The sequence below is a fragment of the Pseudomonas sp. ME-P-057 genome (assembly GCF_030208975.1).
Classification (GTDB): domain Bacteria; phylum Pseudomonadota; class Gammaproteobacteria; order Pseudomonadales; family Pseudomonadaceae; genus Aquipseudomonas; species Aquipseudomonas lutea.
In genome coordinates, this window is sequence record NZ_JARVSX010000021.1 from 244,927 (window position 1) to 257,903 (window position 12,977).

14 protein-coding genes are annotated in these 12,977 nt (G+C 59.6%); 9 read left to right on the top strand and 5 right to left on the bottom strand.

The window, feature by feature from the left end; genetic code table 11:
- The first annotated feature begins 34 nt into the window (after positions 1-34).
- The 5 genes from epd (at position 35) to fba (ending at position 4,114) form a co-directional block, all read left to right on the top strand.
- A complete protein-coding gene (gene epd, locus QRN48_RS12260) occupies positions 35-1,081 on the top strand; it encodes an erythrose-4-phosphate dehydrogenase (RefSeq protein WP_285350829.1) in 1,047 nt (348 codons plus the stop codon).
- A 19-nt stretch (positions 1,082-1,100) separates the two neighbouring features.
- Positions 1,101-2,264, top strand: coding sequence for a phosphoglycerate kinase (locus QRN48_RS12265; protein ID WP_037018964.1), 1,164 nt, complete (start codon positions 1,101-1,103; stop codon positions 2,262-2,264).
- Between the two features lie 24 nt (positions 2,265-2,288).
- The gene (locus QRN48_RS12270; RefSeq protein ID WP_191944610.1) at positions 2,289-2,516 is read left to right on the top strand and encodes a hypothetical protein; all 228 of its coding nucleotides are present in this window, start codon (positions 2,289-2,291) and stop codon (positions 2,514-2,516) included.
- Between the two features lie 86 nt (positions 2,517-2,602).
- Complete coding sequence (locus QRN48_RS12275; RefSeq protein ID WP_191944609.1) at positions 2,603-2,929, top strand: MliC family protein; 327 nt, start codon at positions 2,603-2,605, stop codon at positions 2,927-2,929.
- Positions 2,930-3,049: 120 nt separating this feature from the next.
- Entirely contained in the window at positions 3,050-4,114 is a 1,065-nt protein-coding gene (gene fba / locus QRN48_RS12280) for a class II fructose-bisphosphate aldolase (RefSeq protein WP_037018967.1), read from the top strand.
- 88 nt (positions 4,115-4,202) lie between these two features.
- Here fba and QRN48_RS12285 read toward each other — a convergent pair whose 3' ends face one another.
- The 3 genes from QRN48_RS12285 to cdhC all read right to left on the bottom strand — a co-directional run bounded on the left by QRN48_RS12285 (position 4,203) and on the right by cdhC (position 6,732).
- Positions 4,203-4,676, bottom strand: a complete 474-nt coding sequence (locus QRN48_RS12285) for a thioesterase family protein (protein ID WP_285350833.1) — start codon at positions 4,674-4,676, stop codon at positions 4,203-4,205.
- Between the two features lie 154 nt (positions 4,677-4,830).
- Positions 4,831-5,796, bottom strand: coding sequence for an L-carnitine dehydrogenase (locus QRN48_RS12290; RefSeq protein ID WP_285350835.1), 966 nt, complete (start codon positions 5,794-5,796; stop codon positions 4,831-4,833).
- A gap of 48 nt (positions 5,797-5,844) precedes the next feature.
- A complete protein-coding gene (gene cdhC, locus QRN48_RS12295) occupies positions 5,845-6,732 on the bottom strand; it encodes a 3-dehydrocarnitine:acetyl-CoA trimethylamine transferase CdhC (RefSeq protein ID WP_285350837.1) in 888 nt (295 codons plus the stop codon).
- Between the two features lie 190 nt (positions 6,733-6,922).
- Between cdhC and QRN48_RS12300 the strand changes: the two genes are divergently transcribed.
- Positions 6,923-7,879: a GlxA family transcriptional regulator gene (locus tag QRN48_RS12300; RefSeq protein ID WP_037018975.1), complete on the top strand. Its 957-nt coding sequence runs from the start codon at positions 6,923-6,925 to the stop codon at positions 7,877-7,879.
- Between the two features lie 240 nt (positions 7,880-8,119).
- On the opposite strand, the gene QRN48_RS12305 is transcribed toward QRN48_RS12300, so the two are convergent.
- Together QRN48_RS12305 and QRN48_RS12310 are read right to left on the bottom strand one after the other, a co-directional pair.
- Entirely contained in the window at positions 8,120-8,539 is a 420-nt protein-coding gene (locus QRN48_RS12305) for a DUF3010 family protein (RefSeq protein WP_285350881.1), read from the bottom strand.
- A 48-nt stretch (positions 8,540-8,587) separates the two neighbouring features.
- Positions 8,588-8,992 carry a lysozyme inhibitor LprI family protein gene (locus QRN48_RS12310; RefSeq protein WP_285350838.1) on the bottom strand — a complete coding sequence of 135 codons (405 nt, stop codon included), beginning with the start codon at positions 8,990-8,992 and terminating at the stop codon, positions 8,588-8,590.
- 227 nt (positions 8,993-9,219) lie between these two features.
- Here QRN48_RS12310 and QRN48_RS12315 point away from each other — a divergent pair, with 227 nt between their 5' ends.
- The 3 genes from QRN48_RS12315 (at position 9,220) to dgcA (ending at position 12,889) form a co-directional block, all read left to right on the top strand.
- Positions 9,220-10,197, top strand: coding sequence for a dipeptidase (locus tag QRN48_RS12315; RefSeq protein WP_074886739.1), 978 nt, complete (start codon positions 9,220-9,222; stop codon positions 10,195-10,197).
- Positions 10,198-10,282: 85 nt separating this feature from the next.
- Positions 10,283-10,813, top strand: coding sequence for a DUF5943 domain-containing protein (locus QRN48_RS12320; protein ID WP_191944603.1), 531 nt, complete (start codon positions 10,283-10,285; stop codon positions 10,811-10,813).
- 15 nt (positions 10,814-10,828) lie between these two features.
- Complete coding sequence (dgcA, locus tag QRN48_RS12325; protein WP_191944602.1) at positions 10,829-12,889, top strand: dimethylglycine demethylation protein DgcA; 2,061 nt, start codon at positions 10,829-10,831, stop codon at positions 12,887-12,889.
- Positions 12,890-12,977: the final 88 nt, after the last annotated feature.

Sequence of the window (12,977 nt, forward strand, 5' to 3'; positions counted from 1 at the left end):
CCTGCAGGTTCTGATGAATGCCTGCGAGAACCCCATGCCTCAGCCACGCCCTTATAAAGTCGCCCTAAATGGTTACGGTCGTATCGGCCGCTGCGTGCTGCGCGCGCTGTGCGAACGGAGTGCGAAGGCCGGTTTTGAAGTGGTGGCAATCAACGATCTGGCCGACATGGCCAGCCTCGAATATCTCACGCGCTTTGACTCCACGCATGGCCGGTTCCCCGGCGAAGTGCGGGTCGAAGGCGATTTTCTGCATATCAACGATCACGTCATCAAAGTCTTCCGCAGCGCCACGCCGGAGGGCATCGACTGGGGCTCGCTCGGTGTCGATCTGGTGCTGGAGTGCTCTGGTGTCTACAACACGCGCATCGAAGGCGAGCGCTTTCTATCAGCGCGTGCCCCTAGGGTGTTGTTCTCCCAACCCATGGCCAGCGAAGCCGACGTGGACGCGACCATCGTTTACGGCATCAACCAGGCAGAGCTGACGGGCGATGAGCGCCTGGTTTCCGCCGCATCGTGCACCACCAACTGCAGTGTTCCGTTGCTCGATCTGCTGAACCGTGAGCTGGGTCTCGAATACGTGACCATTACGACCATTCACTCGGCAATGAACGACCAGCCGGTGATCGACGCTTATCACCATGAAGACCTGCGCCGCACCCGTTCGGCGTTTCAGTCGATCATCCCGGTGTCCACTGGTCTGGCGCGCGGTATCGAACGGTTGCTTCCGGAACTTGCCGGCCGAATTCAGGCCAAAGCAGTTCGTGTGCCGACGGTGAATGTTTCGTGCCTCGACATCACGCTGCAGGTTGCACGTGATACCGATGCCGTGGAAATCAACCGCATCCTGCGCGAGGCCGCCACCCGTGGCCCGCTCAAGGGGCTGCTGGCGTATACCGAATTGCCGCATGCCAGTTGCGATTTCAACCACGACCCTCACTCGGCGATCATCGATGCCAGTCAGACTCGGGTTTCCGGGCCAAGGCTGGTAAGCGTCCTGGCCTGGTTCGACAACGAGTGGGGTTTTGCCAATCGCATGCTGGATGTCGCTGATCACTACCTGCACACCATCCATAAACAATAGTAAAAACAGGGAACGCCTCATGACCGTGTTGAAGATGACCGACCTCGATCTGCAAGGTAAGCGTGTACTGATCCGCGAAGACCTCAACGTTCCGGTCAAGGACGGTGTGGTCACCAGCGACGCACGCATTCTTGCATCGCTGCCGACCATCAAGCTGGCGCTGGAGAAGGGCGCCGCCGTCATGGTGTGCTCACACCTGGGTCGGCCAACCGAAGGCGAGTTTTCGGCTGAAAACAGCCTCAAGCCTGTCGCTGAGTACCTCAGCAAGGCGCTGGGCCGCGAAGTGCCGTTGGTTGAGCAATACCTGGACGGTGTCGACGTCAAACCGGGCGAGATCGTGCTGTTCGAGAACGTGCGCTTCAACAAGGGCGAGAAAAAGAACGCTGACGAGCTGGCTCAGAAATACGCCGCTCTGTGTGATGTGTTCGTGATGGATGCTTTCGGTACAGCCCACCGTGCCGAAGGTTCGACCCACGGCGTAGCCAAGTTTGCCAAAGTGGCGGCTGCAGGCCCGCTACTGGCAGCCGAACTGGACGCGCTGGGCAAGGCGCTTGGCAATCCCGCTCAGCCGATGGCTGCCATCGTCGCAGGCTCGAAAGTCTCTACCAAGCTGGACGTACTCAACAGCCTCAGCGAAAAATGCAACCAGCTGATTGTCGGCGGCGGCATCGCCAACACGTTCCTGGCGGCTGCAGGGCACCCTGTCGGAAAGTCTTTGTATGAACCGGATCTGCTGGAAACGGCCAAAGCCATCGCCGCCAAGGTCAGCGTGCCGTTGCCGGTGGACGTGGTAGTTGCCAAGCAGTTCGCGGCCGATGCCGAGGCGACTGTCAAACTGATCGCCGATGTAGCTGCTGATGACATGATCCTCGACATCGGTCCTCAGACCGCTGCGCAATTCGCCGAACTCCTGAAATCTTCCAAAACCATTCTGTGGAATGGCCCGGTGGGTGTCTTCGAGTTCGATCAATTCGGTGAGGGCACCAAGACGCTGGCCAAGGCCATTGCTGAAAGCTCTGCGTTCTCCATTGCGGGGGGCGGCGACACACTGGCGGCCATTGATAAATACGGTGTGGGCGATCAGATCTCCTACATCTCTACGGGCGGCGGCGCATTCCTCGAATTCGTCGAGGGCAAGGTCTTGCCTGCCGTGGAAGTGCTGGAACAACGCGCCAAGGCCTGACCGGCCAAGGTGAAGGGGAGTGAAATGGTCAAGCCGTTACCGCTGTTGATCATGGCGGGTTTGCTGGTCGGCTGCGCGAGCAAGCCTGAAGCCGAAGCGACGCCCGGTGCGGCGCCGGGGTTGCTTCAGGTCAGCTGCTATCAGGCGGGCTGGCAGGCTGAGACCGTTCCGATCGTGTACAAGCGTGGCGGGCCTGAAGTGTGGGAAAAGTACGACTTCATGCCAGCCGTTGGGCCAGTCCCCTGTCACTGATTGTCAGATGACGGTGTGCCGGAATACAGGAACAGAATTGCCCCTGCCGTGATCAACATCCATCAGGCAGGGGATCAGGAGTCGTAATGAAAGGCTTGATAGCCCTTGCCGCACTGACGGCGCTGAGCGGTTGCGCCAGCATGATGAAGGCTCCAGAGCCGGCAACGCCCTGGACCCATTGGGTCTGCGACAGCAAGGCCGAGATTTACTGGAAATACGTCGACGCCGCGCAGAAAGAGGTTGATGTTCGCCTCAATCAGAGCGAGCAGGTATTCCGGCTACAGGCAGCGCCCGGAGCTTCCGGCGCGCTCTACAGCAACGGCGTACTGGCGTTCGACAACAAAGGCAGCGAAGGCCTGGTGTACTGGGACGCTACCAACGATTTGATCGGCCGTGGTTGCAAGGCGCAATAAACGCCAGAGCAATTCAGTCGAGGCAGTACCGGGCGGCATTCGAGAAATCCGCCCCTATAATTTGAATAGCCGCCATTACGGCACGCACGATTAACGACCCCACCGGGAGAGAGACAGACAATGGCACTTATCAGCATGCGCCAGATGTTGGACCACGCAGCCGAATTCGGCTACGGCGTACCTGCATTCAACGTGAACAACCTGGAACAAATGCGCGCCATTATGGAAGCGGCCGACAAGACCGATTCTCCGGTGATCGTTCAGGCCTCGGCCGGCGCGCGCAAATACGCAGGCGCTCCGTTCCTGCGCCACTTGATCCTTGCGGCGATCGAAGAGTTTCCGCACATTCCGGTGGTCATGCACCAGGACCACGGCACCAGCCCTGCCATCTGCCAGCGCTCGATCCAGTTGGGCTTCAGTTCGGTGATGATGGACGGCTCGCTGCGAGAAGACGGCAAGAGCCCGGCAGATTACGAGTACAACGTTCGCGTCACTCAGGAAACCGTCGCAATGGCTCACGCCTGCGGTGTTTCGGTCGAGGGTGAGCTGGGTGTTCTGGGCTCGCTGGAAACCGGCATGGCCGGTGAAGAAGACGGCGTGGGTGCAGAAGGCATGCTGGATCACAGCCAGATGCTGACCGATCCTGAAGAAGCGGCCGATTTCGTCAAGAAAACCCAGGTCGATGCTTTGGCCATCGCCATCGGTACCAGCCACGGCGCTTACAAGTTCACCAAGCCGCCTACTGGCGACATCCTGGCAATCGAACGTATCAAAGAGATCCACAAACGCATTCCGAACACCCACCTGGTGATGCACGGCTCTTCTTCCGTTCCACAGGAATGGCTGAAGATCATCAACGAGTTCGGCGGCGACATCAAAGAAACCTACGGCGTGCCGGTCGAAGAGATCGTTGAAGGCATCAAGCACGGCGTGCGCAAGGTCAACATCGACACCGACCTGCGTCTGGCCTCCACCGGCGCCATTCGCGAGTTCATGGCGAAAAACCCGAGCGAGTTCGACCCGCGTAAATACCTGGCGAAAACCGTGTCGGCCATGCGCGACGTGTGCATCGCCCGTTATGAAGCGTTTGGCACTGCTGGCAACGCCTCCAAGATCAAACCGATCTCTCTGGAGAAGATGTTCGAGCGTTATGCCAAAGGCGAACTGAACGCCAAAGTGAATTGATCGTTTTCTGATCAATTGACTGTAATGAAAAAGCCCGCAGCGATGCGGGCTTTTTTTTGGCTGAAAATCGGGTCGTTACAGACGAGGCTTACTTGGGCAGCCCGATGACCCGTCCAACAAACGCTGGTGCCGGTTGGTCATGCTGAGCCTGGACCAGCTCTCGCATTGCTTCCAGAGACTGGTCGCCAAACGGCGCCGACTTCGGCCCTGCGGCCAAATCCACGTGCAGCAGCATTTGCTCACTGGCCGCCAGCGCTTCATCAGATCCGGCTCTGAACAGAGCGTGATAAAGCTGCACCCGTTTGCGGTCGTGTCCGAGGATTTGCGTGCGCACTTGCACGTCCTCGCCGAGTTTTATCTCGTGCAAGTAATTGATGTGCGTCTCCAGCGTGAACAGCGAGTGACCGCTTGCATCACGATCATCGCTGGCGAGGCCGATGCGCTCCATGAAACCGTCGGTGGCGTAACTGAAGATCAGCAAGTAGAAGGCGTCCCGCAGGTGGCCGTTGTAGTCGACCCAATCGGCGAGAACCGGGGTTTGGTAAGTGATGAGCTCAGGCATGGCGTTCCAGGTCTGGATTTGGGTGAGATAAATGTCCGATTCGCGGGCAAGCGCGCTCCTACAGGTTGGGGAACGGAAAAATTCGCATTTCCCGACCATTTGTAGGAGCGCGCTTGCCCGCGATAAGGCCGGTTGAGGCGATACAACGCTTCAGTCAATCCTCAAATGCCATCCCATGCCTGGCCTTGGTGGTTTTCACCGCTTCCAGCACTGCCAGCAGACAGTCATCACGATAGCGTTCCAGCGCTGCGATGCTGTGGTTGCCCAACTGAGCCGAGGTGCCGTCAACCACGTCGTCGATCAGCTTCGCAGTCAGCTCCGGTGCGGGCAGGTAGGTCCAGGGTAATTGCAGCGCCGGACCGAACTGGGCCATGAAATGACGCATGCCCGCGTCGCCGCCCGCCAGCGTGTACGTCAGGAACGTGCCCATGAACGACCACCGCAGGCCCGCTCCGAAGCGAATCGCGTCATCGATTTCGCCCGTCGTTGCCACGCCGTCATTGACCAGATGCAACGCCTCGCGCCACAGCGCTTCGAGCAAGCGATCCGCGATGAAGCCGGGGACCTCTTTGCGCACGTGCAGCGGACGCATGCCCAGAGACTCATAGACCTCGATCGCTGCCTGCACCGCTTCGGGTGCAGTGTTCTTGCCGCCGACGACTTCCACCAGCGGCAGCAGGTAAACCGGGTTGAACGGGTGCCCCACCACGCAGCGTTCCGGGTGAGTGGCGCTTTCGTAGAACTCTGACGGCAACAGCCCGGACGTGCTGGAGCCGATGATCGCGTCAGGCTTGGCGGCGGCGCTGATTCTGCTGTGCAGGTCGAGCTTCAACTCAAGGCGTTCCGGGGCGCTCTCCTGGATGAAGTCGGCGTCGCGAACGCATTCCTCAATGGAGTCAACGAAACGCAGCCGTTCTTGCGATGCGCCTGCAGCCAGGCCCTTTTGCTCAAGCGCAGGCCAGGCGCTGGCGACGCGTTTGCGCAGGGCCGCTTCTGCTCCCGGCGCCGGGTCCCAGGCCACGACATCCAGGCCATGAGCCAGCGCGCGCGCCACCCAACCGCTGCCAATGACACCGCTGCCCAAGGCTGCGAAGGTTTTGATGGTAGTGATGAAGGTCATATTGGTTACTCGAAAAGTGTCGAAGCCCGTGCGGGATTTGTATGGGGATCAAAATCGCTTCTTCAGCCCCATCTTCACGCGGCCTTCGGCAGGAGTCAGAACCCGGGCACCCAGGCGGCTGAGGATCTCGCTGGCGCGCTCAACCAGTGCGCCGTTGCTGGCAAGTACACCTTTATCAAGCCAGATGTTGTCCTCCAGGCCGACCCGCACGTTGCCGCCCAGCAGTACTGCCTGGGCGGCCATCGGCATTTGCATGCGGCCAATGCCGAAAGCGGCCCACACCGCATCGGCTGGCAAGTTATCGACCATGGCCTTCATCGTGGTGGTATCTGCGGGTGCGCCCCACGGAATGCCCAGGCACAGCTGAAACAGCGGGTTGTCCAGCAAGCCTTCTTTCATCATTTGTTTGGCGAACCAGAGATGGCCCGTGTCGAAAATCTCCAGCTCGGCTTTCACCCCAAGCTCCTGGATTCGCCTGGCGCCGGCGCGTAGCTGTGCGGGTGTGGAGACATAGATCGTGTCGCCGTCGCCGAAATTGAGGGTGCCGCAGTCCAGCGTGCAGATCTCCGGCAGCAGCGCTTCAACGTGCGCAAGCCGGGTCAATGGCCCTACCAGATCAGTCCCGGGGCCGAAGTCGGTGGGACGCTCGCCTGGTCCGATTTCCAGATCGCCGCCCATGCCTGCCGTGAGGTTGACGATGATGTCGATGTCGGCCTCACGGATGCGGTCCATGGTTTCACGGTACAGCTCGACGTCACGGCTGAACTTGCCGGTCGCTGGATCACGCACGTGACAATGCACAACCGTTGCCCCGGCCTTCGCTGCCTCGACCGCCGCTGCGGCGATCTGCTTGGGCGTGATCGGGACCAAGTGGCTTTTGCCGGTCGTGTCGCCGGCACCGGTCAGTGCGCACGTGATGATGACGTCGTGATTCATGGCTGGGGGGTTCCTTGCAGGCCGGACAGTGAGGCGAGCATTGCGGCTCGCTTTTGAGGTGCAAAGCTACGCAGGGCCAGACGCGCCAAAACGCACAGCGGCGACAAGGTCTTGCACAGCAGCGACCTGTGCGGTTGCCCGCGTTGTGGAACCGGTGTATGTCATGTTGCTCTCAAGGAATCTCACGACAATGTCTCAGGACTTCTACTTCCTGCTCATGCCCGGCTTCTCGATGATGGGCTTCGTCTCGGCGCTGGAGCCACTGCGCGTGGCCAATCGGTTCGGCGGAGAGCTGTTTCGCTGGCACATTCTGAGCAGTGACGGCGGTCCGGTAATCGCCAGTAACGGCATGTCGGTCAACGCTGATGCGGCGCTGGAGCCTTTGAAGAGGGGCGCGACGTTATGGGTCATGGGCAGCGTTGATCCGCTCAAGTCCTACACGCCGACGCTGGAGCACTGGCTGCGTCGGATCGATCTGGAAGGGGTGGTCCTGGGTGCGATCGACACCGGCAGTTTTGTCCTCGCCCAGGCGGGTTTGCTGGAAGGCTATCGACTCACCCTGCACTGGGAAGCGCTGGACGCATTCAAAGAGACATTTCCCCGACTGCAAGCCACCCAAGAGCTGTTCGAAATCGACCGGCGCCGCATCACCTCGGCGGGCGGCACTGCTTCGATCGACATGATGCTCGACTTGATCGGGCAAGCGCACGGGCCGGACATGGCGATCAAGGTCTCCGAGCAGTTCGTGCTCGGCCGCATTCGTCAGCGCAAAGACCACCAGCGCATGCAGATCGCGACGCGTTACGGCATCAATAACAAGAAACTGGTTCAGGTGATCGGCGTCATGGAGCAGCACACTGAGCCGCCGCTGAGCACCTTGGCGCTGGCGGAAGGGATTCAGGTAACCCGTCGCCAGCTGGAACGGCTGTTTCGCCTGCACCTCAACGATACGCCAAGCAACTTCTACCTTGGGCTGCGGCTGGAAAAGGCCAGGCAGCTGCTGCGGCAGAGCGACATGAGCGTGCTGGAGGTCAGTATCGCGTGCGGGTTTGAGTCACCCTCGTATTTCACTCGCAGCTACCGGGCAAGGTTTGTGGTGTGCCCGAGGGAGGACCGCGGGCGCACGCGTGAGGTGAAGGCTGTTTGATGCTCAATTATTGTGAATTATGGTCGCGACTATAATTCGGTATAAATGGCGCGGCGTGCTGCTTCCGGCTTCTTCTTCAGGCTCCGGCTCGTTCAGTAGGACCGGCTTCAGCCGGGAATAGGTCCGGTTGAGCACCCTCAGTTTAAGGTGGTGGCGCCTGACGCCTTCCCGGCTAAAGCCGGTCCTACAGTTGGTTTTACCCCGGTCCACCACCGAGCAAGCGATTGGGTGCAGACCTTTCTACCTGGCTTTCATCAACGCCGAACACGCCGCCTTGTACGCCTCGTGCTGATACTTGTTCAGCGCTGTCGGCAGTTCAAAGTTGTGCTTTTTCATTTGCGCATTGATGGTTTGCGGTGACAGAAGCACGACGTCGCAGTCTTCCAGCAACTGGAAGATGGTCTCAATCTTGAACGTGGTCGGGCCGCCGGCAAACTCGCCTTTCTTGCTGCGCTTTTTGATCGCGACATGAGTGATGCCGTTATCGCGCACGAAAGCGGCAACCTGGGCGGCGAACGCCTTCACGTTGGGCGCCTCGTCATCGTCTTCGAGGGCGATCTTTTTGGTCGGTAACGGAAGGTGTTCAAGCGCGCCGGATGCGCGAGTGGCGACAGCGAAGATGGCCTCGCTGCCTTTGATTTCTACGCCGCAGATGTTCATGTGCATACCTTGTGCTCGAGAAGGGCGTCAGGGTAGCGCATTCAACGCTTATTCAGACTGCGCGATGCTGTCCAGATACTCGGAACGCTCGTCGCTGGTCCGGGCCAGGCAGTCATTCTGGCCGATGTTGAATTCCTTGGTGCCTGGCTTGGCGGGGAACACCTCGACGGCGCAGTCGGCATCACGCAATTTTTTCCAGGCTTCCTGGGCGACGGCCAGCTTGTCGGTGAATTCCTTCGCTTGCACCTTGTTGGCGCCGAACTGAACGTCTACCCGGGCGAGCACGTTCTGGAAATTCTCTTTCAACAACTTTTCCGCCGAGTCGCGGCTGTAAACCGAGCACTCAAGCGTCTGCTTGTCCTCGTCCACACCGTCACACGGGGTAGCGTCCGGGTTTGCCGCTGCATGTGCGCCTGTCGCGAATAAAGCCAGAGCCAGAAAAATGGTTTTCATTGGGACTTTCCGAGTCAGAGATGAAATGGATTCTCGCCCAAGCGCGGGGCAAAGAACAGGTATCAAATAAGGTGATCAAAAGACCACGCTCCGCCTTTGTCGTTTCTTGACGCTTTCGGCAATTCCCCTGTCGTTTTTGCACCCGGCTCCTCCGACCCTCAGGCATATGCTGACCCCAAAGCGCCGGCAGACCTTCCGGCCATTAAAGAACCCCAGGGGACCGCCTGATGAGCCCAGCCGAATTACACGCCGACAGCATCGTCATTGACGGGCTGATCATTGCCAAATGGAACCGTGAGCTGTTCGAGGACATGCGCAAAGGCGGCCTGACCATGGCCAACTGTACGGTGTCGGTGTGGGAAGGTTTCCAGCAGACCGTCAACAGCATCGCCTCCAGCCAGAAGCTGATTCGTGAGAACAGTGACTTGGTGATCCAGGTGCGTAACACCGCCGACATCCGCAAGGCCAAGGAGCTGGGCAAGACCGGCATCCTGTTCGGCTTCCAGAATGCCCATGCTTACGAGGACCAGATCGGCTACGTCGAGATCTTCAAACAGCTGGGCGTGGGCATCGTGCAGATGTGCTACAACACCCAGAATCTGGTGGGCACGGGCTGCTACGAGCGTGACGGCGGGCTGTCGGGTTTCGGCCGTGAAATCGTCGCGGAAATGAACCGCGTCGGCGTCATGTGCGACCTTTCCCACGTAGGCTCCAAGACCTCCGAGGAAGTCATTCTCGAATCGAAGAAGCCTGTCACCTACTCTCACTGCCTGCCTTCAGGCCTTAAAGAGCACCCGCGCAACAAATCCGACGCCGAGCTGAAATTCATCGCCGACCACGGCGGGTTTGTCGGCGTGACCATGTTCGCGCCGTTCCTGGCCAAGGGTATCGATTCGACCATCGACGATTACGCCGAAGCCATTGAATACGTGATGAACATTGTTGGCGAAGACGCTATCGGCATTGGCACCGACTTCACTCAGGGTCACGGTCAGGAGTTTTTTGAATACCTGACCCATGACAAGGGCTACGCCCGTCGTCTGACCAACTTCGGCAAGATCATCAACCCGCTGGGCATCCGCACCGTCGGCGAATTCCCGAACCTCACCGAAACCCTGCTCAAGCGCGGCCATTCCGAACGCGTGGTGCGCAAGATCATGGGCGAAAACTGGGTTCGCATCCTGGGCGATGTCTGGGGCGAATAAGCCTCATCGCACCTATCGCGCACTGAATTTCTCTTCTGCCTGCGGGCAGAAGACATCCAACCGAATTTTCCGGAGTTAAGTTTCCATGGCCAAGATCGCCCCGCAATTGCCCATCGAAGTCGACAGCGAGACCGGCGTCTGGACCTCCGACGCCCTGCCGATGCTGTACGTGCCGCGCCATTTTTTCGTCAATAACCACATGGGCATCGAAGAAGTGCTGGGCGCCGATGCTTACGCCGAGATCCTCTACAAAGCCGGCTATAAATCCGCCTGGCACTGGTGCGAGAAGGAAGCCGAGTGCCACGGGATTGAAGGCGTGGCGGTGTTCGAGCATTACATGAACCGCCTGTCCCAGCGCGGGTGGGGCCTGTTCAAGATTCAAGACATCGACCTGGACAAAGGCACCGCCAGCATCAGGTTGGAGCACTCCTGCTTTGTTTATGTGTACGGCAAGGTCGGGCGCAAGGTCGATTACATGTTCACCGGCTGGTTTGCCGGTGCGATGGATCAGATTCTTGCCGCCAAAGGCAGCGCCGTTCGTACTGTGGCCGAACAGGTCTACAGCGGATCGGAAGAAGGTCACGACGACGGCCTGTTTGTCGTCAAGCCGTTGTAAGTCGAGGTTTCCGTCATGGCTTTCGAAGCGATGTTTCAACCGATTCAAATCGGCAAGCTCACCATTCGCAACCGCGTACTGAGTACCGCTCACGCAGAGGTCTACGCCACCGACGGCGGCATGACCACAGACCGTTACGTGAAGTACTACGAGGAGAAAGCCAAGGGCGGCATCGGTCTGGCCATTTGCGGCGGCTCGTCCAGCGTCGCGATCGACAGCCCGCAAGGGTGGTGGAAGTCCGTCAACCTGGCGACCGACAAGATCATCCCGCACTTCCAGAACCTCGCCGACGCCATGCACAAGCACGGCGCCAAGATCATGATCCAGATTACCCACATGGGTCGGCGCTCCCGCTGGGACGGCGATCACTGGCCGACATTGATGTCGCCGTCGGGGATTCGTGAGCCGGTACACCGCGCGACCTGCAAAACCATTGAGCCGGAGGAAATCTGGCGGGTGATCGGTAACTACGCCAGCGCCGCGGCACGAGCCAAGGCCGGTGGGCTGGACGGCGTCGAGCTGTCGGCGGTGCACCAGCACATGATCGACCAGTTCTGGAGCCCGCGGGTCAACAAGCGCACCGATGAATGGGGCGGCAGTTTCGAGAACCGCATGCGTTTCGGGCTGGAAGTGATCAAGGCGGTGCGCAAGGAAGTCGGCCCCGACTTTTGCGTGGGCCTGCGCCTGTGCGGCGACGAGTTTCACCCGGACGGCCTCAGCCACGAAGACATGAAGGAAATCGCCAGGTACTACGACCAGACCGGGATGATCGACTTCATTGGGGTGGTGGGTTCGGGCTGCGACACGCACAACACCCTCGCCAACGTTATCCCGAACATGAGTTATCCACCGGAGCCGTTTCTGCACCTGGCTGCTGGCATCAAGGAAGTGGTCAAGGCGCCAGTCTTGCACGCGCAGAACATCAAGGACCCGAATCAGGCGACGCGCATTCTCGAAGGCGGCTACGTCGACATGGTTGGCATGACCCGCGCGCACATCGCCGACCCGCACCTGATCACCAAGATCAAAATGGGCCAGGTCGATCAGATCCGTCAGTGCGTCGGTGCCAACTACTGCATCGACCGTCAATATCAGGGCCTGGACGTGCTGTGCATCCAGAACGCCGCCACGTCTCGTGAATACATGGGTGTGCCGCACATCATCGAAAAAACCACGGGCGTGAAACGCAAGGTGGTGATCGTGGGTGCGGGACCTGCGGGGATGGAAGCCGCACGTGTCTCTGCCGAGCGCGGCCATGACGTGACGCTGTTCGAGAAAAAGGAAGCCATTGGCGGGCAGATCACCACCGCCTCGAAAGCACCGCAGCGCGATCAGATTGCCGGCATCACGCGCTGGTACCAACTGGAGTTGGCACGGCTGAAGGTTGATCTGCGACTGGGCACGGCGGCAGACATCGCGACCATCATGGACTTGCGTCCGGACGTCGTGGTGCTGGCAGTGGGCGGCCACCCATTCGTGGAACAGAACGAGCACTGGGGCGCGGCCGAAGGGCTGATCGTCAGCAGTTGGGACGTGCTGGACGGCAAAGTAGCGCCGGGCAAGAACGTGCTGGTTTACGACACCATCTGCGAATTCACCGGCATGTCGGTGGCGGATTTCCTGGCCGACAAGGGCAGCCAGGTGGAGATCGTTACCGACGACATCAAGCCGGGGGTCGCCATCGGCGGTACGTCGTTTCCGACCTACTACCGCAGCATGTACCCCAAGGAAGTGATCATGACCGGCGACTTGATGCTGGAAAAGGTCTATCGCGAGGGTGACAAGCTAGTGGCGGTGCTGGAGAACGAATACACCGGTGCCAAAGAGGAGCGGGTGGTTGACCAGGTCGTGATCGAGAACGGCGTGCGCCCGGATGAAGCGCTGTATTACGGGATGAAGGAAGGCTCGCGCAACAAGGGCCAGATCGACATCGACGCCCTTTTTGCGATCCAGCCGCAGCCGTCGTTGAGTCAGCCGGGAGACGGGTATCTGCTGTTTCGTATCGGTGATTGCGTGGCGCAGCGCAATACCCACGCGGCGATCTATGACGCGTTGCGGCTGTGCAAAGATTTTTGATGGTGATTCTGTAGGAGCGCGCTTGCCCGCGATGAACGATGACGCGGTCTGCCTGAGAAACCGCACTGCCTGAATCGCGGGCAAGCGC